This is a genomic window from Pseudomonas sp. VMV1 (assembly GCF_056790235.1).
This window is the reverse complement of record NZ_JBXGSE010000001.1, coordinates 1,037,936-1,062,043: the sequence shown is the minus strand read 5'-3', so window position 1 is coordinate 1,062,043 and position 24,108 is coordinate 1,037,936. Positions and strand designations below refer to the sequence as shown.

20 protein-coding genes are annotated in these 24,108 nt (G+C 63.5%); 7 read left to right on the top strand and 13 right to left on the bottom strand.

The window, feature by feature from the left end; genetic code table 11:
• Positions 1–60 precede the first annotated feature (60 nt).
• Positions 61–1,062, top strand: a complete 1,002-nt coding sequence (locus ACUCV0_RS05015) for a glutathione S-transferase family protein (RefSeq protein ID WP_482212169.1) — start codon at positions 61–63, stop codon at positions 1,060–1,062.
• Between the two features lie 3 nt (positions 1,063–1,065).
• Here the strand turns inward: ACUCV0_RS05015 and cysG are convergent, their stop codons facing one another.
• From cysG to ACUCV0_RS04990, 5 genes are read right to left on the bottom strand one after another with little or no spacing between them, the layout of a single operon-like run.
• Complete coding sequence (gene cysG, locus ACUCV0_RS05010) at positions 1,066–2,460, bottom strand: siroheme synthase CysG (RefSeq protein WP_271654688.1); 1,395 nt, start codon at positions 2,458–2,460, stop codon at positions 1,066–1,068.
• Positions 2,460–3,737, bottom strand: a complete 1,278-nt coding sequence (gene serS / locus ACUCV0_RS05005; RefSeq protein ID WP_434776447.1) for a serine--tRNA ligase — start codon at positions 3,735–3,737, stop codon at positions 2,460–2,462. Before serS ends, cysG begins: the two co-directional genes overlap by 1 nt.
• 48 nt (positions 3,738–3,785) lie before the next feature.
• On the bottom strand, positions 3,786–5,114 hold the full coding sequence (locus ACUCV0_RS05000; protein WP_313649034.1) for a replication-associated recombination protein A: 1,329 nt from the start codon (positions 5,112–5,114) through the stop codon (positions 3,786–3,788).
• A gap of 10 nt (positions 5,115–5,124) precedes the next feature.
• Entirely contained in the window at positions 5,125–5,748 is a 624-nt protein-coding gene (lolA, locus tag ACUCV0_RS04995; protein ID WP_482212168.1) for an outer membrane lipoprotein periplasmic chaperone LolA, read from the bottom strand.
• Positions 5,749–5,765: 17 nt separating this feature from the next.
• Positions 5,766–8,249 (bottom strand): DNA translocase FtsK 4TM domain-containing protein, encoded by a 2,484-nt coding sequence (locus tag ACUCV0_RS04990; protein WP_313649036.1) that lies wholly within the window; start codon positions 8,247–8,249, stop codon positions 5,766–5,768.
• 256 nt (positions 8,250–8,505) lie between these two features.
• On the opposite strand from ACUCV0_RS04990, the gene aat reads away from it, so the two are divergent.
• From aat to infA, 3 genes are all read left to right on the top strand, one after another.
• Entirely contained in the window at positions 8,506–9,195 is a 690-nt protein-coding gene (gene aat, locus ACUCV0_RS04985; protein ID WP_482212167.1) for a leucyl/phenylalanyl-tRNA--protein transferase, read from the top strand.
• Positions 9,196–9,230: 35 nt separating this feature from the next.
• On the top strand, positions 9,231–9,938 hold the full coding sequence (locus ACUCV0_RS04980) for an arginyltransferase (RefSeq protein WP_059314652.1): 708 nt from the start codon (positions 9,231–9,233) through the stop codon (positions 9,936–9,938).
• 95 nt (positions 9,939–10,033) lie between these two features.
• Complete coding sequence (gene infA, locus ACUCV0_RS04975; RefSeq protein ID WP_002553999.1) at positions 10,034–10,252, top strand: translation initiation factor IF-1; 219 nt, start codon at positions 10,034–10,036, stop codon at positions 10,250–10,252.
• Between the two features lie 72 nt (positions 10,253–10,324).
• Here infA and clpA read toward each other — a convergent pair whose 3' ends face one another.
• Together clpA and clpS are read right to left on the bottom strand one after the other, a co-directional pair.
• Complete coding sequence (clpA, locus tag ACUCV0_RS04970) at positions 10,325–12,595, bottom strand: ATP-dependent Clp protease ATP-binding subunit ClpA (RefSeq protein ID WP_482212166.1); 2,271 nt, start codon at positions 12,593–12,595, stop codon at positions 10,325–10,327.
• Positions 12,596–12,643: 48 nt separating this feature from the next.
• Complete coding sequence (gene clpS / locus ACUCV0_RS04965) at positions 12,644–13,000, bottom strand: ATP-dependent Clp protease adapter ClpS (protein ID WP_059314650.1); 357 nt, start codon at positions 12,998–13,000, stop codon at positions 12,644–12,646.
• Between the two features lie 221 nt (positions 13,001–13,221).
• On the opposite strand from clpS, the gene cspD reads away from it, so the two are divergent.
• Entirely contained in the window at positions 13,222–13,497 is a 276-nt protein-coding gene (gene cspD / locus ACUCV0_RS04960; RefSeq protein WP_271654681.1) for a cold shock domain-containing protein CspD, read from the top strand.
• Between the two features lie 2 nt (positions 13,498–13,499).
• On the opposite strand, the gene ACUCV0_RS04955 is transcribed toward cspD, so the two are convergent.
• Positions 13,500–13,820 carry an Rdx family protein gene (locus ACUCV0_RS04955; RefSeq protein WP_482212164.1) on the bottom strand — a complete coding sequence of 107 codons (321 nt, stop codon included), beginning with the start codon at positions 13,818–13,820 and terminating at the stop codon, positions 13,500–13,502.
• 71 nt (positions 13,821–13,891) lie between these two features.
• On the opposite strand from ACUCV0_RS04955, the gene ACUCV0_RS04950 reads away from it, so the two are divergent.
• Entirely contained in the window at positions 13,892–16,090 is a 2,199-nt protein-coding gene (locus ACUCV0_RS04950; RefSeq protein ID WP_482212163.1) for a patatin-like phospholipase family protein, read from the top strand.
• On the opposite strand, the gene ACUCV0_RS04945 is transcribed toward ACUCV0_RS04950, so the two are convergent.
• The 3 genes from ACUCV0_RS04945 to recQ all read right to left on the bottom strand — a co-directional run bounded on the left by ACUCV0_RS04945 (position 16,091) and on the right by recQ (position 21,179).
• Positions 16,091–18,289 carry a FimV/HubP family polar landmark protein gene (locus ACUCV0_RS04945; protein WP_482212162.1) on the bottom strand — a complete coding sequence of 733 codons (2,199 nt, stop codon included), beginning with the start codon at positions 18,287–18,289 and terminating at the stop codon, positions 16,091–16,093.
• Positions 18,290–18,529: 240 nt separating this feature from the next.
• A complete protein-coding gene (locus tag ACUCV0_RS04940) occupies positions 18,530–18,967 on the bottom strand; it encodes a MarR family transcriptional regulator (RefSeq protein WP_059314645.1) in 438 nt (145 codons plus the stop codon).
• 73 nt (positions 18,968–19,040) lie between these two features.
• Positions 19,041–21,179, bottom strand: coding sequence for a DNA helicase RecQ (gene recQ, locus ACUCV0_RS04935; protein ID WP_323148710.1), 2,139 nt, complete (start codon positions 21,177–21,179; stop codon positions 19,041–19,043).
• Positions 21,180–21,341: 162 nt separating this feature from the next.
• Here recQ and ACUCV0_RS04930 point away from each other — a divergent pair, with 162 nt between their 5' ends.
• Entirely contained in the window at positions 21,342–21,929 is a 588-nt protein-coding gene (locus ACUCV0_RS04930; protein ID WP_482212161.1) for a UPF0149 family protein, read from the top strand.
• A gap of 28 nt (positions 21,930–21,957) precedes the next feature.
• Here the strand turns inward: ACUCV0_RS04930 and dld are convergent, their stop codons facing one another.
• Both dld and ACUCV0_RS04920 read right to left on the bottom strand, forming a co-directional pair.
• Complete coding sequence (dld, locus tag ACUCV0_RS04925; protein WP_482212160.1) at positions 21,958–23,646, bottom strand: D-lactate dehydrogenase; 1,689 nt, start codon at positions 23,644–23,646, stop codon at positions 21,958–21,960.
• 53 nt (positions 23,647–23,699) lie between these two features.
• Positions 23,700–24,107 (bottom strand): ribbon-helix-helix domain-containing protein, encoded by a 408-nt coding sequence (locus ACUCV0_RS04920; protein ID WP_482212159.1) that lies wholly within the window; start codon positions 24,105–24,107, stop codon positions 23,700–23,702.
• Position 24,108: the final 1 nt, after the last annotated feature.

Genomic DNA, 24,108 nt, shown 5'->3' with positions numbered 1-24,108 from the left:
CCGTCGGAACCCAGGGTGGTCACCTGGGTTCCTAACCGCAACGTAGCGGAGGATGACGATATGGGCTTGTTGGTCGATGGGCAGTGGCAGGACCGTTGGTACGACAACGGCAAGGACGGCCATTTCAAACGGGAAGAGGCCCAGCGCCGTGACTGGATCGCCCGCCCGGAGCAGGCCATTCCGGAAGAAGCCTCGCGCTACGCGCCTGAGGCCGGCCGCTATCACCTCTATGTCTCCCTGGCCTGCCCCTGGGCCCATCGCACCCTGATCTATCGCAAGCTCAAGGGTCTTGAAGCCCTGATCGACGTTTCGGTGGTCAGCTGGCTGATGCGTGAGGAAGGCTGGACCTTCGATCCCGCGCACGGCTCCAGTGGCGACGATCTCTATCAGCTCGACCGCCTGTACCAGCTCTATCAGCGCGACCAGGCCGACTACACCGGTCGGGTCACGGTACCGGTGCTCTGGGATCGCCAACAGGAACGCATCGTCAGCAACGAATCCGCGGAGATCATCCGCATGTTCAATGGCGCTTTCGATGACCTGACGGGGAATCACCTGGACCTCTACCCGGAAGCCCTGCGCGGACAGATCGATACCCTCAACGAGCGCATCTATCCGACGGTCAACAATGGCGTCTATCGTGCCGGCTTCGCTACCACCCAGGAGGCTTACGAAGAAGCCTTCGACGAGGTCTTCGCCACCCTCGACGATCTCGAACGACTGTTGCAGCAGCAGCGCTATCTCACTGGCGAATGGCTGACCGAAGCCGACTGGCGCCTGTTCACCACCCTGATCCGCTTCGACGCCGTCTACCACGGTCACTTCAAATGCAACCTGCGAAGAATCCTTGACTATCCGGCGCTACAGGGCTGGCTCAGGGAGCTTTACCAATGGCCAGGTATCGCCGAGACCGTGGACCTCCAGCACATCAAGCATCACTACTACGGCAGCCATGCCCAGATCAACCCGACCGGCATCGTACCCAAGGGGCCGGCCCTGGAGCTGGACCTGCCCCATGGCCGAGAGGTCCTGACTGGGGCAGGCATCCAGGGATCGGGCTGAACGTCAAGCCGTGGCCTGGGCGCCTTCGAACCAGGCCAGCTTCTCCCGTAGCGCTACCACTTCGCCGACGATCACCAGGGTCGGCGCATGGACTTCATGCTCGGCTACCAGTTGGGGCAGGTCTTGCAAGGTGCCGGTAAACACGCGCTGATTGCTCGTGGTGCCCTGCTGGACCAAGGCCGCCGGCGTCGCCGGGTTCTTGCCATGGGCGATGAGCTGCTGGCAGATGGTCGGCAGCCCGACCAGCCCCATGTAGAACACCAGGGTCTGCCCGGGAGCGACCAGGTCGGTCCAGGGCAAGTCGGCCGAGCCATCCTTGAGATGGCCAGTGACGAAACGCACTGATTGGGCATGGTCCCTGTGCGTCAAAGGAATGCCGGCATAGGCGGCGCAGCCGCTGGCGGCAGTGATACCCGGCACCACCTGGAAGGGAATGCCTTCCGCTGCCAGCTCCTCGATCTCCTCGCCGCCCCGACCGAAGATGAAGGGATCCCCGCCTTTTAGCCGCAAGACCCGCTTGCCCTCCTGGGCCAGCTTGACCAGCAGCCGGTTGAGATCATCCTGGGGTACTGCGTGCTCGGCGCGCCGCTTGCCGACATAGATGCGATCGGCGTCGCGACGGCACATGTCGAGGATGGTAGGCGCTACCAGGCGATCGTAGAGCACCACGTCGGCCTGCTGCATCAGCCGCAGCGCGCGGAAGGTCAGCAGATCCGGATCGCCAGGACCGGCACCGACCAGATAGACCTCACCCCGAAAGGTGGCCGTCTCGCTGGTGAGCTTGGCTTCCAGCAGTTGCTCGGCGGCCTGAGGCTGGCCTGAAAAGACTTTTTCCGCGACCTCGCCCTGGAATACCTCTTCCCAGAAGATCCGCCGCGCCTGCAGATCGGCGAAGCGCGTCTTGACCCGGGCACGGAAGCGCTGGGCCAGTTGCGCCAGTTGACCATAGGTGGCAGGAATCCAGCTCTCCAGCTTGGCCCGCACCAGGCGGGCCAGCACCGGGGCATCCCCACCACTGGAAATGGCGATCACCAGCGGCGAGCGATCGACGATGGCCGGGAAGATCACGGTGCACAGCCGCGGCGCATCCACCACGTTGACCGGCAGACCGAGGGCCTGGGCGTCATGGGATACCGCCTCGTTGACGCCGTCATCATCGGTGGCCGCGATCACCAGGCAGTGCCCGGCGAGCTGATCCGCCGCATAGCGCTCGACCCGACAACTACCGCCCCGCGCCTCGACGAAGGCGCGTACCTCCGGCTCGATCTCCGGCGCCACCAGGGTGATGCGGGCACCGGCTTCGGCCAGCAGCACGCTCTTGCGCAGGGCGATATCGCCCCCGCCGACCACCAGCACCGGACGGCCATCGAGCTTGTGGAAGAGCGGCAGGTAATCCATCAGCCGATGACCTCGAGGCCGCCCATGTAGGGCTTGAGCACCTCGGGTACGCGGATGCTGCCATCGGCCTGCTGGTAGTTCTCCAGCACGGCGACCAGGGTGCGACCCACGGCCAGGCCGGAACCATTGAGGGTGTGCACCAGTTCGGGCTTGCCCTCGGCGTTGCGGTAGCGAGCCTGCATGCGGCGGGCCTGGAAGTCGCCGCAGTTGGAGCAGGACGAAATCTCACGGTACTTGCCCTGGCTCGGCACCCAGACTTCCAGGTCGTAGGTCTTGGTGGCGCCGAAGCCCATGTCGCCGGTGCACAGCGACAGTACACGGTAGGGCAGCTCCAGGCGCTGCAGCACGGTCTCGGCGTGGCCGGTCAGTTCTTCCAGGGCCTGGAAGGAAGTGCTCGGCTCAACGATGTGGACCATCTCCACCTTGTCGAACTGGTGCTGGCGGATCATGCCGCGGGTATCGCGACCCGAGGCACCGGCTTCGCTGCGGAAGCACGGCGTGTGGGCGGTGAATTTCAGTGGCAGACGCTTGGAATCGAGGATCTGGCCGGCGACCAGGTTGGTCAGGGTGACCTCGGCGGTAGGGATCAGGTAGAGGTCGCTCTCGCCTTCCCGGCCGATCTTGAACAGGTCTTCCTCGAACTTGGGCAGCTGACCGGTGCCCTGCAGCGTCTCGGCCTGCACCAAGTAAGGCGTGTAGGTCTCTTCGTAGCCATGCTCTCCGGTGTGCAGGTTCAGCATGAACTGCGCCAGGGCGCGGTGCAGACGCGCGATGGGACCGCGCATGACGGCGAAGCGGGCGCCGGAGAAGCGTGCAGCGGTCTCGAAATCCAGCCAGCCGTAGGTTTCACCTAGGGCGACGTGGTCCTTGATCTCGAAATCGAAATCGCGCGGCGTACCCCAACGGCGCACTTCGACGTTCTCGTCCTCGTCCTTGCCAACCGGCACCGAGGCGTCGGGCAGATTGGGCAGGCCCAGCAACAGGGCATCCAGTTCACCCTGGACACTGTCCAGCTCGCGCTTGGCCTCTTCCAGTTCGCTGCCCATGCGATCGACTTCGGCCAGCAACGGCGCGATGTCTTCACCGCGGGCCTTGGCCTGGCCGATCCCCTTGGAGCGGGCGTTACGCTCGGCCTGCAAGGTCTCGGTGCGGGTCTGCACGGCCTTGCGACGGGCTTCCAGCGACTCCACCAGGCTGACGTCCAGGACGTAGCCACGGGTCGCCAGACGTGCGGCTACCTCCTCGGTTTGGGTGCGAACCAGTTTCGAATCAAGCATGTCCGTGTCTCTTACTTAGGAATTGGGGGCAGCAGTGTGGGCGAAGCGTCAGGAACGCCGCCGGCGCTGGCGCGGGCTGGACTGGTCGAGGTCCGCCAGGTGCTGCAGTTTATCGCGGATCTTCAGCTCCAGCCCACGGGGAACCGGCTCATAGTAGCGGCGCGGCTCCAGTTCCTCGGGAAAGTAGTCCTCCCCCGCGGCATAGGCTTCCGGCTCATCATGGGCGTAGCGGTATTCGTCGCCGTAGCCAAGGTTCTTCATCAGCTTGGTGGGCGCGTTACGCAGGTGCAGCGGCACCTCGCGCGAGCCGTTCTGGCGAACATCGGCCAGGGCGGCCTTGTAGCCCAGGTAGACGGCATTGCTCTTGGGCGCGCAGGCCAGATAGACGATCGCCTGAGCGATGGCCAGTTCGCCTTCGGGACTGCCCAGGCGCTCCTGGACGTCCCAGGCATCCAGGCACAGGCTCAGGGCGCGCGGATCGGCGTTGCCGATGTCCTCGCTGGCCATGCGCACCACGCGCCGGGCGATGTACAGCGCATCGCAACCGCCGTCGATCATCCGGGCGAACCAGTAGAGCGCGCCATCGGGGTTGGACCCACGCACCGACTTGTGCAGCGCGGAGATCTGGTCGTAGAAGGCCTCACCGCCCTTGTCGAAGCGGCGACGCTGGTCACCAAGCAGGCTCTGGAACAGGTCGGCGTCCAGGGCGCCGCCATCCTCGGCCAGGTCGGCAGCATTCTCCAACAGATTGAGCAGGCGCCGGCCATCGCCGTCGGCGGCGGCCAGCAGCAGCGCCAGGGCATCGTCGGGCAGGCTCAGATGGCGCTCGCCCAGCCCCTTGGCACTGGTCAGGGCGCGATGGGCCAGACCACCGAGGGCCTCGTCATCCAGACTCTTGAGCACATAGACCCGGGCCCGCGACAGCAGCGCATTGTTCAGCTCGAAGGAGGGATTCTCGGTGGTCGCCCCGATAAAGATCAGGGTGCCGTCCTCGACATAGGGCAGGAAGGCATCCTGCTGCGACTTGTTGAACCGGTGTACCTCGTCGACGAAGAGGATGGTACGCCGGCGGTACTGTGCGGCCTGCTGCTTGGCCACTTCCACCGCATGGCGGATTTCCTTGACCCCGGAAAGCACGGCCGACAGCGTTTCGAAGTGGGCATCGGAGACCTGGGCCAACAACCGCGCCAGGGTGGTCTTGCCCACCCCGGGCGGCCCCCAGAAGATCATCGAATGCAGCGCGCCCTGCTCCAGCGCCTCGCGCAGGGGCTTGCCCCTGGCCAGGAGGTGTTGCTGACCCGCGTATTCATCGAGGGTCTCGGGACGCATGCGGGCAGCCAAGGGCTGCCCGACGGGTGCGGTGCTGAAGAGATCCATAGGGGTGCGATCACTCCTGGATGACGTCGGCTCCCTTGGGCACCTGGAAGGTGAACTGGGATGCGGCCACCGGCTCGTTGAGCTTGACGTTGAAGAAGAGGATGTTGGTTCTCTGACCAGCGCCGTCGATCAACTGCATGTCGTTGATCACCCCGTTGCGGAAGGACAACCGCAGGCTGTCGAACAGGGTGTCCTTGGTCTTGGGCTTGAGCACGAAGTCGACGACGTTGCCCGCGTCCTTGCTGCTGACGTCGAAGCTACTTTCGATCTTGGAGATGTCACCCGACAGCAGCAGCGCCGGCGTCTGGGTCAGGCGCAGGTCCAGCTTGCGAATGGTGACCTGCTCCAGATCCGGATCGTACAGCCAGACCTGCTTGCCATCAGAGACCAGCAACTGCTCCTGGGGCGCATCGGAATGCCAGCGGAACAGCCCAGGGCGCTTGAGGCTCATGTTGCCCGCCGTTTCCTGCAACCGGGTCCCGGAGCCGTCCAGGGTCAGCTGCGAGAAACGTGCGGTCAGGGTCTGGGCCTTGTCCAGCAGTTGCGACAGACGACTCACCGACGCCTGGTCGGCATGGGCGGAAACGCTTACGGCAGCCAGGGCCGCCAGGGCAAAGCAACGCAGCTTGTGCATCAAAGTCCTCATGGATATCAGTCTCTCACCGGAGCAGGCGCTGTGACTTCGCGCGAGCCGTTGGTGTTCATGGGCGATACGACACCGGCCATCTCCATGGTTTCGATCATCCGTGCCGCCCGGTTGTAACCGATCTTGAGCTTACGCTGGACCGCGGAGATGGAGGCACGCCGGCTCTCGGTCACGAAGCGCACGGCCTCGTCATAGAGCGGATCATCCTCGTCGCTATCACCGCCTTCGCCACTACCGCCCTCGCCACCCGCACCAGCGCCCTCATCCGGGCCGCTGAGGATGTCCTCGATATAGTCAGGCGCGCCCCGCTGCTTCCAGGCCTCGACGACCCGATGGACCTCGTCGTCGGAGACGAAGGCGCCATGGACGCGGATCGGCAGACCGGTACCCGGCGGCAGATAGAGCATGTCCCCGTGACCGAGCAGCTGCTCGGCGCCGCCCTGGTCAAGAATGGTCCGGGAGTCGATCTTGCTCGATACCTGGAAGGCCATCCGGGTGGGAATGTTGGCCTTGATGAGACCGGTAATGACATCCACCGAGGGTCGCTGGGTCGCCAGGATCAGGTGGATACCGGCGGCGCGCGCCTTCTGCGCGATCCGCGCGATCAGCTCTTCGACCTTCTTGCCGACGATCATCATCATGTCGGCGAATTCGTCCACCACCACCACGATGGTCGGCAGCGTCTTCAGCAGCGGTGCCTCGTCGTCCATGCTCTCGCGACGATAGAGCGGATCGGTGAGCGGCGTGCCCGCTTCTTCGGCGTCCTTCACCTTGCGGTTGAAGCCGGCGAGGTTACGCACGCCCATGGCCGCCATCAGCTTGTAGCGGCGCTCCATCTCCGCCACGCTCCAGCGCAGGGCGTTGGCGGCCTCCTTCATGTCGGTGACCACCGGGCAGAGCAGGTGCGGAATGCCCTCGTAGATCGACAGTTCCAGCATCTTGGGGTCGATCATGATCAGCCGTGCGTCTTCCGGGCTCGACTTGAACAGGATTGACAGCAGCATGGCGTTCACGCCCACGGATTTACCGGAACCCGTGGTACCGGCCACCAACAGGTGCGGCATCTTGGCCAGGTCGGTAATGACGGGCTTGCCACCGATGTCGTGGCCCAGGGCAAGGGTAACGGGCGACTTGAACGCCGCGTACTCGGGCGATTCGAGCACCTCGGAGAAACGCACCATCTGGCGGTCTTCGTTAGGAATCTCGATACCCACGGTGGTCTTGCCAGGGATGACTTCCACCACTCGCACACTGAACACCGCGAGCGAGCGCGCTAGGTCCTTGGCCAGGTTGGAGATACGACTGACCTTGACGCCTGCGGCCGGCTGGATCTCGAAACGGGTGATCACCGGACCGGGATGCACGCTCTCCACGAGCACCTCGACGCCAAACTCCTTGAGCTTGACCTCCAGCAGGCGCGACATGTTCTCGAGGAACTCCGGCGAATAGCTCTGCTGTTTCTTCTCGGCACGATCCAGGATCGACAGCGGCGGCAGCGTGCCTTCCAGGCCCGCATCGACCCAGGTTGCGGCAGCCGGCGTCGAATGAGGGACCGGCGCCGCTGCGGGAGCGGCCTTGCGCGGTGGTGGCGTCGGCATGGCAACGGTGGCAGCCGCAGCGACCGGGGCGGCGGCCTTGGGTGCAGGCTCGACCGGTTCGGCAACGACGCGACTGGACGCCGGCATCTCGATGCGCGGTGCAGCACGCTCCATCCGAGGCGGCGGTGCGATATCGAGCAGATCGTCCAGGTCTTCGTCGGCGACCGGAATCGGCACCTCGCGGGCCTTGGCCTTGCGCGCGACCGGCGCTGATACCGGTTCGTCGAAGACGTCCAGCTCCGGCGCCTGGCGACGGCCACCCGCGAGACGACTGAAACCGCCCTGCACCAGATCCAGGAGATCAAGCACGACCTTGCCGGTGAAATCCATCACCTTGAACCAGGACAGGTCGGTGAACACCGTCAGTCCCAGCAGGAACAACGCCAGGAACAGCAGTGTACTGCCCTGCACATTGAGCGCAGCGACTGACAGCTGCCCGAGGCTTTCCCCCAGGGCACCCCCTGCGGAAGCCGGCAGTGCCGATACCGCATGGAAATGGATGTAGGCCAGTACCGACCCCGAGATGATCAGCAGCACCAGGCCGGTCAGTCGCCAGGAGAACAGCCAGCCACTCCATTCCCAGGGCAGATGCCGCTTGCGGAAGATTTGCCAGGTCTTGACCGCGAGCAACACGGGAAACACGAAGGCGAAATAGCCGAGCGCCATGAACAGGACATCTGCCAGCCAGGCACCGGCGCGGCCGGCGGCATTGTGGACCTGATCGATGCGACTGGTATGGGTCCAACCCGGATCAGAGGGGTCATAGCTCAGCAGAGCCATGAGCAGATACAGGCACAAGGCGGCCAGTGCGATGAGCACCACCTCCTTGAGACGATAATGCAGATGCTCACGCCATTGGTTGACGTGGCTGACAGAACTGGATTGCTTCAAGCGCGCTTTTCCCGCACACGGAACGTGTGACCGTGAATCAAAAACAGTGCGCCATTCTAGATCGCCCGGGCCCTGGTTCTACAGTCCCGAGGCGAAACATGGCACGATAGCGGACGGCAGTACCGGAACCGCCTTCAGGCACAACATTGGAGCATTCTTTCGTTGTCCTGACAAAGAGTTATGACGATTTCTTGAGCTGGTTACGCACTAGGCTCCCACCTGCAGCTTCCTGCATCAGAAGGCGCCCTCCCCTACCATGGTGAAATGGCTGACTCGCGAAAGCCCAGACTTTCCGCCCCTGCAACAGGCATTACGCGAACCCAATGGCCTGCTGGCCATTGGCGGTGACCTCAGCGCAGCGCGCCTGGTCAGCGCCTACCGCCATGGCTGTTTCCCCTGGTACCAGGACGGCCAGCCCCTGCTCTGGTGGTCGCCCGATCCGCGCACGGTGCTCTTTCCTCCCGACCTGCACGTCTCTCGCAGCCTGGCGAAGACCTTGCGCAAGACCCGGCTCAGCGTGACCTACGACAAGGCCTTCGCTCAAGTCATCCAGGCTTGTGCCGGACCTCGGCGCGATGCCGACGGCACCTGGATCACTACCGAGATGCAGCAGGCCTATGGGGAGCTCCACGCCCAAGGCTGGGCTCACTCGGTAGAGGTCTGGGACGGCGACCAGCTGGTTGGCGGACTCTATGGCATCGCCATGGGCAAGCTGTTCTTTGGCGAATCCATGTTCAGCCACGCGGACAATGCCTCCAAGATCGGCTTCGTGACCCTGGTGCGCGATCTCGCAGCCTGGGGTTTCGTGATGATCGACTGCCAGATGCAGACGGCGCATCTGCAGAGCCTTGGCGCCAGCAGCCTTCCTCGGGAACGCTTTGCCGAATACCTGGCCAAATACCTGGATCAGGCCAGTATGGCCGCCTGGCCTACCTCATGCGGGTGACTTACACTCAGGCTAGGCTTATGTAGAGGTTCGACATGACCGAGCTGGCGAGACTCAAGTTCTACGCAACCCAGCCTCACGCTTGCAGTTACCTGCCCAACGAGCAGGCGACCACGTTGTTTCTCGACCCCTCGCAGCCCATGAACGGCCAGATCTACGCGGAACTGTCCGAACTGGGTTTTCGGCGCAGTGGCGATCACCTCTACCGCCCCCACTGCCAACTGTGCAAAGCCTGCGTTCCCGCCCGCATCCCCGTCATCCGCTTCCGCCCCAGCCGCAAACAGAACCGCGTCCTCAAGCGTAACCTCGACATCAAGGTCACCCGCTGCGACCCGGGCTTCACCGAAGAACGCTATCAGCTGTACGCCCGCTACATCAGCGAGCGCCATGCCGATGGCGATATGTTCCCACCAAGCCGGGGGCAGTTCTCCACTTTCCTGGTCAGCCACCTGCCTTACGCCTTCTTCTACGAGATGCGCGTAGAGGATCGCCTGGTCGGTGTCGCCGTTACCGACGTGCTGCCCAATGGCATGTCGGCGGTCTATACCTTCTACGACCCCAACGAAGAGAAGCGCAGCCTGGGTGTCTTCGGTATCCTGTGGCAGATCGCCGAATCCCGCCGACTGGGCTTGGATGCGGTTTATCTCGGCTATTGGATCAAAGGGTGTCGCAAGATGTCCTACAAGACCGAGTATCGCCCCATAGAGCTCTTCGTCAATCAACGCTGGGTAGCCCTGGCCTGACGAAATAGCGCTTTTTCTGAATTTCTGTCAGAATATGGGCCTTTTTCGCCCGGACTGCTCTGGGCCTATTCTTGTCACCGAGGGCTTTTCTATATATGTCGAAAGAAGACAGCTTCGAAATGGAAGGTACTGTCGTCGACACCCTGCCCAACACCATGTTTCGCGTGGAGTTGGAAAATGGGCACGTCGTCACCGCGCACATCTCCGGAAAGATGCGTAAGAACTACATCCGCATCCTGACGGGCGACAAGGTTCGCGTGGAGCTGACGCCTTACGATCTGAGCAAGGGCCGGATCACCTACCGCGCGCGTTAAGCGGATCCTTTCATGAAAAAGCCCGGCAATGCCGGGCTTTTTCATGGGCGCTGATAAAACCGCGACCTGCCCTCAGGCAGGTTCGGCCGTGGTTTCGAACTCGAACTCCAGTTCGTCGTTCACCGCATCGATGTGGACGATACCGCCATGGTCCGCCAGGTCCCCGAACAGGATCTGCTCGGCCAGCGGCCGCTTGATCCTGTCCTGGATGAGTCGCGCCATGGGACGGGCGCCCATCTGTACGTCATAGCCACGCTCCGCCAGCCAGCCACGAGCCGCATCGCTGACTTCCAACTGGACACGCTTGTCTTCGAGCTGCGCCTGGAGTTCGGTGAGGAACTTGTCGACGATGCTCTTGATGACTTCAGTGCTCAGGCGGCCGAACTGGATGATGGTGTCCAGGCGGTTGCGGAACTCCGGTGTGAAGCTCTTCTTGATGACTTCCATGGCATCGGACGTGTGGTCCTGCAGCGTGAAACCGATAGAGGCACGAGAGGCGGTTTCCGCACCAGCGTTGGTGGTCAGGATCAGGATCACGTTGCGGAAGTCGGCTTTGCGGCCGTTGTTATCCGTCAGGGTGCCATGGTCCATGACCTGCAACAGCAGGTTGAATACCTCGGGATGCGCCTTTTCGATTTCGTCGAGCAGCAGCACACAGTGCGGTGTCTTGGTGATCGCCTCGGTCAGCAACCCACCTTGGTCGAAGCCGACGTAGCCGGGAGGCGCGCCGATCAGACGGGACACGGTGTGGCGCTCCATGTACTCGGACATATCGAAGCGCACCAGCTCCACACCCATGGCCTTGGCCAGTTGCCGCGCCGCCTCGGTCTTGCCCACGCCGGTAGGACCGGCGAAGAGGAAGGAACCAACGGGCTTGTCCGGCGATTTCAGACCCGCACGGGAGAGCTTGATAGCCGTGGACAGGGATTCGATGGCCAGATCCTGACCGAAGACGGTCAGCTTTAGGTCCCGCTCCAGGTTGCGCAGCAGTTCCTTGTCGGAGCTGTTGACGGTCTTGGGGGGAATCCGCGCGATCTTGGCGACGATGTCTTCAACCTGCTGAACATCGATGCGCGCGGCACGACGCTCTTCGGGCTGCAGACGCTGGTAGGCACCCGCCTCGTCGATGACGTCGATGGCCTTGTCGGGCATGTGCCTGTCGTTGATGTAGCGGGCCGCGAGTTCCGCGGCGGCACGCAGCGCTTCATCGGTGTACTCAATGTGGTGGTGCTGCTCGAAGCGCCCCTTGAGGCCCCGCAGGATGCCATAGGTGTCATCCACCGAGGGCTCGACCACGTCGACCTTCTGGAAACGTCGGGCCAGCGCCCGATCCTTCTCGAAGATGCCGCGGAATTCCTGGAAGGTAGTCGAGCCTATGCAGCGGATCTCACCGGAGGACAGCAGCGGCTTGAGCAGGTTTGAGGCATCCATCACCCCGCCTGAAGCAGCGCCGGCACCAATGATGGTATGGATCTCATCGATGAAGAGCACGGCATGGGGCCGCTTCTTCAATTCGGCCAGCAGCGCCTTGAATCTCTTCTCGAAATCGCCGCGGTACTTGGTACCCGCCAGCAATGCCCCGAGATCCAGGGAGTAGACCACGCTATCAGCCAGCAGATCAGGCACCTGACCATCGACGATACGCTTGGCCAGGCCCTCGGCGATAGCCGTCTTGCCAACGCCTGCCTCCCCTACCAGCAGCGGGTTGTTCTTGCGGCGCCGGGCTAGGATCTGGGCGACGCGCTCTACTTCGTGCTCACGCCCAACCAGCGGATCGATGCGACCCTGACGGGCCTGCTCGTTGAGGTTGCTGGCATAGGCTTCGAGCGGATTGTTGGAGGAACTGGGCTCGCCGCCCTCTTCCTCGGCGGCGTCTTGATCCTGCTCGGCTTCGGGCGCGGCCCCAGGCACCTTGGAGATGCCGTGGGCGATGAAATTGACGACATCGATCCGGGCCACGCTCTGTTGCTTGAGCAGGAAGACCGCCTGGCTTTCCTGCTCGCTGAAAATGGCGACCAGCACATTGGCGCCGGTTACTTCGCGCTTACCCGAACTCTGCACGTGGAAGACCGCGCGCTGCAGGACACGCTGGAAGCCCAGCGTCGGCTGCGTCTCGCGCTCATCATCCTGCTGAGGAATGAGTGGGGTGGTGGAATCTATGAATTCCAACAGATCGCGGCGCAGGCGATCGATGTTGGCGCCGCAGGCTCTCAACACGGTGGCGGCCGCTTCATTGTCCAGCAGCGCCAGCAGGAGGTGCTCAACGGTCATGAATTCATGACGCTTCGTCCTCGCCTCCTTGAAGGCGAGATTCAGGGTGACTTCGAGCTCACGATTCAACATAGCTTCACCTCATAGCCCAAGCAGCACAGTAGCCCAAGCAGCACAGATCTAACTTTCGATTTCGATTTCACACAATAGCGGGTGGTTGCACTCCCTCGCATATTGATTGACTTGCATGGCCTTGGTTTCAGCGACATCGCGAGTAAATGTTCCGCAGACTGCCTTTCCCTGGGTATGCACGGTAAGCATCACCTGGGTAGCGGCTTCGCGGTTCATGCTGAAATAGCTCTCCAGCACCTCTACGACGAACTCCATGGGGGTGTAGTCATCGTTATACATCAGAACACGATATCTGGCTGGCCGTTTTAGCGCAGGTTTTGCCTCCTGCACTGCCAGGCCACCGTTGTCGCCGTCCTGATGTTCGTTGTCGTCCGCCGCCAGTCGGATGGGGTCGATTGCACGCATTCTGATCGATTCCGAATTTCGGGATGAATAGCAGGAAAAAAGAGCTTGATCCACGTCTCAGCCACCCGTTGCCTTGCCTTGACTAAGGCTGAAAGGGTGTTACAAACATCCTGTACCCGACGAGGTACCAAGGGTTCCGTAGTAGTGGCGCCTGTGTGGATTCACTGGAACTGTAGTCGAATGATACTCCAGGCTTGGAGTCCTTTGCAGAGGGAGCCGGTATGCTCAGTGGCAAGGTCAAATGGTTCAATAACGCCAAAGGATATGGCTTCATCGTTGCAGAAAACAGTGATGAAGACCTATTCGCTCATTACTCGGCCATTCAGATGGACGGTTACCGCACACTCAAAGCGGGCCAGGCGGTCAACTTCAATATCGTTCAGGGCCCCAAGGGCCTGCATGCCGTGGAGATCCGTGCGGCTGAAGTAAGCGCGACCGCTGCCGCGCCTGCCACCAACACCCTCGATGTACGGGATACGGTCAGTACGGAAGCCTGATCTCACGCCCCTTCGGGGGCGCCATCTCCCGACCCGCTTCGCCTGCCTTCGCCATGCCCCAGATCGCGCTCCGGAAACAGCAGGTCCCTGACCCGGCTCTTCAGCGCCCTGGCATCGGGAAAACCGCCGTCCTTTTTTCGCTCCCAGAGCACCTCTCCGCCACAGGCGATCTCGAACACCCCACCGGTACCCGGTAGCAGCGTCACCCCACCCAGATCGGTCCCAAATGTACTGAGCAGCTCCTGGGCCAGCCAGCCCGAGCGCAGCAGCCATTGGCACTGGGTGCAGTAGTGGATGGTGATGAAAGGTTTGGCATCAGCCACGGTACACCTCGCAAGGCCTGGGCTCCTTATAATACGCAGCCCTTGATCCTGTCCGCCATGTGGTCCGACCTATGCGCCCGTTGCTGCTGGTAGCCTGTCTTCTCCTGTCCGCCCTGGCCTGGGGCGCGCCACCGCCTACCGTCGGCCTGGTGCTGTCCGGCGGCGCCGCGCGAGGACTTGCCCATATCGGCGTGCTGAAAGCACTGGAAGAGCAAGGTATCCAGGTTGATGCCATTGCCGGTACCAGCATGGGTGCGGTGATCGGCGGGCTCTATGCCGCCGGCTACAGTGCCGAGGAGCTGGAGCGCATCGCCCTGGACATGGACTGGGGCCAGGTGCTGTCCGACCAGCCGCCACGCAAGGATGTCCCCTTTCGCCGCAAGCAGGATGACCGGGACTTCCTGATCAAACAGAAGCTCAGCTTTCGCGATGATGGCACTCTGGGCCTCCCCATCGGCGTGATCCAGGGCCAGAACCTGGGGATGATGCTGGAAAAGCTGTTCGTGCATACCAGCGATACCCGGGACTTCAACCAGCTGGCCATTCCCTTCCGGGCAGTGGCGACGGACATCACCACCGGCGAGAAGGTGGTCTTCGATCATGGCCATCTGCCCCGCGCCATTCGCGCCAGCATGTCGATTCCGGCGGTGTTCGCCCCCGTGGAAATCGACGGGCGACTGCTGGTGGATGGCGGCATGGTCGACAACATTCCCATCGACGTCGCCCGGAACATGGGGGCGCAACGCGTCATAGTGGTCGATATCGGCACCCCTCTGCTCAAGCGCAAGGACCTGACCACGGTGCTGGACGTGCTCAACCAGTCCACCACCCTCATGACCCGCAACAATTCCCAGGCCCAGCTGGCGACCCTAGGCAAGCAGGACCTGCTCATCCAGCCGCCGCTGGCCAGCTATACCAGCGCCGACTTCAGCGAGGTCAAGGCACTGATCGATGCGGGCTATCGGGCTACCATGGCCATGGCCAGCGAACTGGCGGTACTGCGCAGGAATGCGCCAAGCGAGCCGTCCTCGGCGGTGGCTGCAGCCCGGTCGCCCAGCAGCCGGACCCCGGTCATTGATGCCATCCGCATCGAGAATGATTCCAAGGTAGAAGACGAGGTCATCCGTCACTACATCCGTCAGCGGCTGGGAGAGCCGCTCAATGTCGAACGCCTCCAGGACGACATGAGCACGCTTTACGGCCTGGACTACTTCGATCAGGTGGAATACCGCATCCGTCGGGACGGGCCCGGTGACAATGTGCTGATGATCTATGCCCGCGGCAAGCGCAGCGGCACGGACTTTCTGCGGCTGGGCCTGAACCTGTCGGACGACCTGCGGGGCGACAGCGCCTTCAACTTCGGCGCCAGCTATCGCATCAACGGCCTCAATCGCCTGGGCGGCGAATGGCTGACGCGGGCCCAGATCGGCGATCACCAGGAGCTCTACAGCGAGTTCTACCAACCTCTGGATGTCGGTTCACGTTACTTCATCGCGCCCTACGTCGGTGGCGAGGCACGCAATATCGAACAGCTGGAGCGCAATCACCCCATCGCCGAGTACCGTCGCGAACGCTATGGCTTCGGCCTGAACCTAGGCCGGCAGATCGGCAACAAGGCCGAGGTGCGGCTGGGCATCGGCCACGACTGGGGTAGTACCAAGGTGCACGTCGGACCGCGTGACACCCCGGAGGAATCCTTCACCGAAAGCTTCTATGAGCTGCGCTATTCGCTGGACGATCTGGACGACGTGAACTTCCCGCGTGAGGGCCAGGACCTGGCGTTGACACTCAAGCAATTCGATCCCAGCCTGGGCTCCGACTCCCGCTACCGGCAGCTGGACCTGCACCTGAACAAGGCGCTCAGCTATGGCTACAACACCTTCGTGATCGGCGGCGGCCTGGGTCGCACCTTGTCGACCGACAGCGATACCAATGTGGTGACCAGCAGTTTCCTGCTGGGCGGCGCCTGGCAGCTCTCGGGCTATCGCCAGGACGCCTTGTCTGGCCAGAACTACGGCCTGGCGCGGCTGATCTACTACCACCAGCTCACCCAGCGTTCACTGTTCCCGCTGGACACCCCGGTCTACCTGGGTGGCAGCCTGGAACAGGGGCGCATCTGGAATCGAGACGACGACTATGACAGTGGCAACATCAGCGCCGCCAGCCTGTTCCTGGGCCTGGACACGCCACTGGGACCGCTCAAGTTCACCTATGGCCTGAGCGACCAGGGCGAGCACGCGTTCTACATCAACCTGGGCAACAGCTTCTGATCACGCGATACGGGAGAGCAGCATTTCCGCTCGCTCGCGCTGGCTGTCACTGCCCTCGCTGACGATCTCCTGCAGCAGCGAGGTGGCATGCTGAAGGTCGCCTTGGTCGAGACAGGCCTCGGCCTCGGCGAAGCGTCGGGCGATGTCGTCGGTCATGAAGTGCTCGTCGAGACTCATGTCCAGCTCCAAGACCGCCGGCAACTCGCCCAGCCCCTCAGGAAAGTCGTCTTCCAGGGTGATCTCCAGGGCATCGGCCTGCTTCCAGCCGGAATCGGCGTCCAGCTCTTCGGTCAGGGCGATCGCTTCATCGAGGCTCAGATCGGCGAGATCCAGATCGTAGTGTTCTTCGGTCACCGGCGCTGGCGCAGCCGGCTCGGCGAATTGCAGCTCCGCCGACCACTCGCTGGCCGGCGCATCGAACGCCGGCAGATCGAGATCCAGATCCTCTTCGGGTAGATCATCTGGCGCATTGGCCGAAATGCCCGGAAACTGTGCGTGCAAGACGACAAGACTGGCCGCCGCCCCGCCCAGGGCCAGAAAGCGCTGTTCGTGCTGGCTGAACGCCTGGGCCTCACCCAGGGTGGCCAGCACCCTGAGCAGCAGCAGACGTAGATCCTGGCGACGATCGTCTTCGGCGAGACCGCTCTCCAGCACCTCTCTCGCCTGACCATAGCGACCATAGGCGATGTAGATTTCCGCTCGACCGGCATGATCGTCGACCGGTGCCGGACTGGCCGAGGCAGGAGTCTTGGCGCGGACGGGCACCGGCTGGGTAGCCGCCAGCACCGGCTCGGGCAAGGGCTCGGCCGGCTCCACGTCCAGCTCCTCGTCTTCGCTGAAGACCGCTGCCTGCTCCGCCTGGCGACGACGCCACCAGAGCACACCAGCCAGGGCCAGGATGGCCGCAGCACCGGCCAGCAGGAGCGAACGCGGTGACAGCAGGCCTTCGTCGGCCTCGCCTGAGACAGGACTGCTGGCAACAGCAGCCGCTGGAGGAGGAGCCGTTTCCGTTACCGGGGTCGCCGACACCTGTGTCGGAGCAGGCGTTGGCGTGGCCAGGGCTACCGACCGCGCCTGATTCAGTTGCTGCTGCAAGCCATCCCGGTCTTGCTGAAGCTGGGTGATCTGGGCTTCCTTCTGCGCCAGCAGCGTATCGTAACGTTCCTGCAACTGGGTGAGCTGCCCCTCCAGATCGCCGACCTGCCGCCCGAGATCCTGGGTCACCAGCAAGGGCTTGGCGTCTTCCGGGATGCTTCCAGCTGGCTGAGACGGGGTCGCTGGCGGTGCTGCAGAATCGGCTGCGGGTGCTGGCGTGGAAACCGGCGCTGTGGCAGCCCCCGGCGCGGCTGGCGCAGGTGCGGGCGCAGGCGTAACGGGCGCGACAGGGACCGGGCTGGCTGCGGGCTGTGGTGCAGCCTTGGCCACCACCGGCTGCCGCGGCGCGGGCTCATTGACACCCGCCGGCAGACGCAGTCGCTGGCCGGCTTTCAGCCTTCCAGGATCGTTGTTGGCGAAGGACGCCAGATTGAGCGCGAACAGATCCGCCATCAGTTGCTCCGCCGACCGATTGGCCAACGGACCAAGACGCTTGGAAATGCTCCAGAGGGTGTCCTTGGGCCGCGTCTGGTAGATGCCGTCACCGGCGGCCAGGCCTGGCGAGGGTGCGAGCTCGGGCTGCCGAGGCGCGGACTCACGCGCCGCCGGGCTAGCGGCCGAAGTGCCGGCGCGAGCAGGGGCAACCGGAGTGGGCGCTGGTGCGGTACCGGCAACACTGGTAGGTGCGCCACTGCTGCGAGGCGGATCCACCAGCAGGGTGAACTCACGCAGCTGCTTGCCGCCCGGCTGTTCCAGCTGGACGATGAAGCCGAGATAGGGCTCGACCAGGGAGCGGCGGGAGGTGACCTCGATGTAGCTGCCCGCGGCCGTGCGCAGGTGCGGGGTGAACACCAGATCGTTCAAGAACTGGGTACGGTCGACCCCCGCCTGGGCGAACGCTTCGTTCGTGGCCAGGTGGATGCGGAAGTCCCCGGCCTCGGCAGCACCGATGTTGACCAGCTCGATTCGCGCCCGCAGGGGCTCGTTGAGAGAAGACTGGAGCGTGATACCACCCAGGCCGAGGGCAAGCGCCGCTTGAGGAAGAGTGGTCAGCGTGGCGGCCGACAGAAGGAATAAGGCAAGGGGACGGCGTTTCGCGACCATGGATACCGCTGCGTCAGGTATTCGAAGAAACCGGTGTTTTAGCGTGGTGGCTCACAAAAATCGCCTCCGCTACGCTGGAACGTAGCATCGATACCGACAGACGGCAAACCGATGGTCGTCAGCGCAGAAAAGGCGATGGTGGGTGAGTTAGGCCGCCAGCTGCGGTGCCAGACGTCTCGGCCCGGACTTGCGCCGGCATCTGGCCCCGGCCTCGGGGCTGGTCAAGCCGCCAGACGGCATTCAACCGCGTTCGAGATTGGCGAGGACGCGCTGGTGCACCTGCTGACAGATGGCGATCTCCGCGTCATCCAAGCCGCTGAGCAGCTCCTTGCGCAGGGCCTCGGCGATGGTCTCGATCTTCTCGATCAGCGGACCGGCTTCCTGGGTCAGCATGATGCGCTTGGCGCGGCGATCTTCGGTGACCGCCAGACGCTTCACCAGCCCCTGCTTCTCCAGACCGTCCAACAGCCGGGCCAGGGTCGGCCCCTCGATACTGATGCTCTGCGCCAGCTCGCGCTGGGTAGGCTGCACGCCTTTCATCCGGGCGAGGTTCAGCAACACCTGCCAACGGGCCTGGGAGAGCCCCAGATGACTCAGGCGACGGTCGAGCTCGGCGCGCCAGGCACGAGAGACATGAAAGATCTGGCGGCCGAACAGATGTGGATCGGTAGGGGTCATTCAGGCTAAACCTTGTACTTGGATTTTCTCATTATTCTGGTTGAAGGCACGGCGGGGCAACCGCCGTGCCTCGCTAGTCGGCCAATTCCGCCTGCAGGGCAGCCCGCACGCAGTACAGCGCACCGCTCGCCACCCGCCCCTCGAAGCGCGCGGCGATCTGGGCTACCGGCGGCAATTCGCCCTCGTCTTCGAGGAAGGCGTCCTGAATCTCCGCCAAGAGGTCCTCGGGCAAGTCCAAGGCCTGTTCCAGCGCGATCTGCTGCTGGGCGATGGCTTCGGCCAACAGGGCATAGACATTCTTTTCCGAGCAACTCAGCTGCCGTGCGGCCTGCTCTGGCGTCATGCCGGCACGCACCAGGGTCAAGACCTCATGGCGCACGTCGGCGACCGGGGCCGGGGCGGCGCTGCCATCGGTCAAGGCATCGAGGAAGGCCTGACCATAGCGCTCCAGCTTGCGTGCGCCTACACCACTGACACGGCTCATCTCGTCCAGCGAACGCGGCTGGCTGCGCAACATCTCCAGCAGGGTGGCATCGGGGAAGATCACGTAGGGGGGCACCGAGTGCTCCTCGGCCAGCTTGCGCCTCAGGGTGCGCAGGACTTCCCACAGCTCGCGTTCATCGGCACGCACCAACTGGCTGGCGGCACTGGCCGACCCGCTGCTACCCGTACCCCGCCCACGTTGAGGCTTGGGATCGCGGCGCAATTCGATGCGTACCTCGCCGCGCAGCAGGGGTCGGCAGCTTTCGGTCAGCCGCAGACCACCGTAGCCATCGACGTCAACCTCGGCCAGACCACGGGCGACCAGCTGGCGGAACAGGGTGCGCCATTCATCTTCGCCGCGGGCCTTGCCCAGGCCGAACACGGCCAGGCGCTGGTGGCCGAGGCTGGTGATCTTTTCGGTCTCGCGACCGAGCAGGATGTCGACCAGGTGCCCTACCCCATAGCGCTGACCGCTGCGGTAGATGGCCGACAGCGCCTGGCGCGCCGGTTCGGTGGCGTCCCAGGTCTCGACGGTGTCGATGCAGTTATCGCAATGACCGCAGGGCTGGGGCAGGTGCTCGTCGAAATAGGCCAGCAGGACCTGGCGGCGGCAGCGAGTTTCCTCGCACAGCGCCAGCATGGCTTCGAGCTTGTGCCGCTCGATGCGCTTGTGGCGCTCGTCGCCTTCGGAGCTCTGCATCATCTGCCGCAGCAGCAGCACATCCTGCAGGCCGTAGGCCATCCAGGCATCGGCAGGCAAGCCATCACGACCGGCACGACCGGTTTCCTGGTAGTAGGCTTCGAGGCTCTTGGGCAGGTCGAGGTGGGCGACGAAGCGCACGTTGGGTTTGTCGATGCCCATGCCGAAGGCGATGGTGGCGACCATGATCAGCCCTTCCTCATTGAGGAAACGCTTCTGGTTGGCGGCGCGGACGTCGCTGGGCAGGCCGGCGTGATAGGGCAAGGCAGGAAACCCCTGGCCACTGAGCTGTTCGGCCACCTCCTCCACCTTCTTGCGCGACATGCAGTAGACGATGCCGGCATCGCCACGGCGCTCGGCGAGAAAGGCCAGCAGCTGCTTGCGCGGCGCTTCCTTGGGCACGATGCGATAGAAGATGTTGGGACGATCGAAGCTGGAGAGAAAGCGCTCGGCCTCCTCCAGGTGCAGGCGGCTGGCCATCTCTTCGCGGGTGCGGGAATCCGCCGTAGCGGTCAGCGCCAGGCGCGGCACGCCGGGAAAGTGCTCGGCCAACTGACCGAGCTGCATGTATTCCGGTCGGAAGTCATGACCCCATTGGGACACGCAGTGGGCTTCATCGATGGCGAACAAGGCGATGGGCAAGCGCTTGAGGAAGTCCAGCATGCGCGGCTGCACCAGGCGCTCGGGCGCGAGGTAGAGCAGCTTGATCTCGCCACGCTCCAGCCGTGCGGCGACGGAACGCTGCTGTTCGCCGGTCATGGTGGAGTTGAGGGCGGTGGCCGCCACACCAAGCTCTTCGAGGGTGGCGACCTGGTCGTCCATCAGGGCGATCAGCGGCGAGACCACCACGGCCACGCCGGGGCGCATCAGGGCCGGCACCTGGTAGCACAGGGATTTACCGCCGCCCGTGGGCATCAGCACCAGCGCATCGCCACCGCTGGCCACGCGCTCGATGATCCGGGCCTGGTTGCCACGGAACGCGTCGTAGCCAAAGACGTCTTTAAGGATGCGCAGCGCGGGTTCTGACATGAAGCCTCCTCGAATGGAAAGGCCATTATACGGATGCCGAGGTCGCTGCGGCGGTGCTTTTCCGTCGGCCGGCCACCGGCCGCCAGGTTCGACGTGACTCGGGCGCTCGTCTACAATTCCGGCCGTCCTGCCCTTTCGAATCCTTTCCGAGGTAAGTAGCCGATGTCCTTCGCCGAACAATTGACCCGTCTGCGCGATTTTCTCGATGCAGACGATCTGCACGAAGAAGCGCTCGACTACGTAGCCGCCCATGGCTACCTGACCGCCCTGTCCATCTGCCCGGAAGAGGTCCCCGAACGCGAGTGGATCGACGCCCTGTTCGCGGAGCCGCCGCAGTATCGCGATGCCACTCAGCAGGAAGAGATCGAGCGTTCCCTGGTGCAGCTCAAGGCTCATATCCTGCGCGTACTGGGCAGCGATGAGGAACTGGACCTGCCCTGCGACCTGGACCTTGGCCCCGAGCCGGACGAATCCGAGCTGCGCGGCTGGTGCATCGGGTTCATGGAAGGGGTGTTCCTGCGCGAAGCCGTGTGGTTCGAAGATGCCGAAGACGAAGTCAGCGAGCTGCTGCTGCCGATCATGGTCGGCTCGGGTCTGTTCGACGAACAGCCCGAGTTCTCCGAGATCGCCCAGGATCGCCGTCTGGTCGCCGACATGATGGTGCAGATCCCGGAATTGCTGACCCAGCTGTTCCTGCTCTGCCACTCTCCCGAAGAGAAGCCGGCGCTGCTCAAGCCGCGCCAGCACTAGCGAGGAACCGCCTTGCGGGCGCTGCCAGCTAGTGCCAGTGCGCCCGCTTGGAGGTCTTGCCGATCCCTGGATTGAAGCAGTTGCAGGGGTCCAGGGTGCGATAGTGGTCCACCATCGCCGGCGCTGCCGGATAGAGATGCCCGACATTGTGCTCGGCGGGATAGTGGGCCCCACGCTGGTTGAGCAGGGCCAGTAGCTCAGCCTTGACCTCCTGCCAAGAGGCTCCGGCACTGAGCAGATAGTCCTGATGGAAGACGTGGCAGAAGAAATGCCCGTAATAGAGCTTGTGCTCGATACGATGCTCTATCTCCTGAGGTAACTGCTCAAACCAATCCTGATCGTTACGCGCCAAGGCGATGTCCAAGGCAACCACCCCGGCGCACCGCTGGGGATGCACCGCGGCGTAGCGCACGGCCGCGCCCGCAGTAGCGAATCGGTGCAGAAAGGCCGCCGCCCCCTCTTCCGTCGAACACTGGAAATAGTCTCCTGAACCACCGGGATAGCGTTCAGACAGGAGCGCCCGCAATACCGGGATACCTTCGCCTGCCGCCTTGATCATCAGGTGGTGCTCGAAACGGTCGCGAAACGCCAGCAGTCGCGCCGGCAGGTGACTGCCGAACAGCCCACTCGCCCACTGCATCAGCCGATCGCTTAGGTTGGCCGGCACGCCCGGCAACCGCTCGGCCAGGGCATCCAGGCGACTTTTGCAGGTGAAAAGCGCCGGCAGGCGCTGGGTTCCCAGTCGCCGCACCAGCAGGAAGATATCCTTGCCGTAGCGCTCGGCAATGTCGAAGGCGCCGCGATGCAGGTACTCGGCGGCGATGGGTAAAGGCGCCGGATTGGCCAGCAGCGATCGCCTGATCCAGGTGAGCTCTCCAGGATCGTTGGTGCCAATGTAGAAGACCTGGGTATCGCGCTCTTGCTCGAAGGTATCCAGGCGTACGGCGAAGACCATCACCCGACCGGCTGAACCTGCTGCCTCATAGAGACGCCGGGGATCGGCGTTATAGCGCGCGGGAGTGTCCGCCTCGATGTCTCGAACGTGCCGGGTATAGTCGGGATCGGAAGCCGCCTTGTCGATCGGCCAGGTGACGACGCTGTCGTCATAGGTACCTCGCTCCAGCCGCGAGAGGATTTCCTCGGGCGCGTCGCCCAGCTCGATTCCCAGGTGGTTGACCAGCTCTAGCTGACCCGCGTCGTTCAACCGAGCGAACAGCGCCAGCTCGGTGTAGGCCGGGCCCCGGCGTATGAGCGAACCGCCGGAGTTGTTGCAGATGCCGCCTATCACCGAGGCGCCCAGGCAAGAGGAGCCGATGACCGAATGAGGCTCGCGGCCAAGTGGCTTGAGGGCCTTTTCCAGCTCGTCGAGAGTAGCCCCTGGTAGCGCCACTACCTGTCGGCCCTGCCCTAGCAGCTGCAGGCCCTTGAGCCGCCGGGTGCCTATTACCACCACCTCTCGATCATAGTCATCACCGAAGGGCGTGGAACCACCCGTCAGGCCGGTATTGGCGGCCTGAGCAATCACTACGACCCCTTGCCGAACGCAGACCTGCAGCACCCTCCAGAGGGCTACCAGGCTGTCTGGCAATACCACGGCGCGGGCCTGGCCGGCACCGAAGCGATAACCCCGCAGGTATCGGCGCATCGGTCCGGGACGGGTGAGCACCGCGGACCGACCGACCACGGCTTGCAATTCACTGACGAGAGAGTTCTGCATGAGGAAGGCTCGCGACAAAGAAGGCTGGCATGCCGCCCTCGGAAAGCTTGAGGCTACATGAGGTAGCGGCTGCGTAGGCGTCCGGCAACCGACGTCCCGCCACTGCTGGCCCGCTCGCGCAACCTCAGGGCTTCCGCCTCCAGATCGAGAATCTCCGCCGCGCTCCGGGTGCCGACATGATCGGCCGGCAGCAGTCCTTGCAATTGCAGATCGACGAACCTCAGACAAGACACCCGCAGGAAGGAGGTGAAGTTGCCCATATCGTGACCGGCGTCGATGGATTCGTTGTAGAGCTGATGCAGCAGTTGCGGCACGTTGAGTTCGTCGCGGCTGGCGATCTCCTCCAGCACCAGCCAGAACATCCTTTCCAACCTGACGCTGGTGACCATCCCATCCATGCGGATGGAGCGAGTCTGACTTTCCCACAGCTGAGGATCGGCCCCTATGAATAGACGGCACATG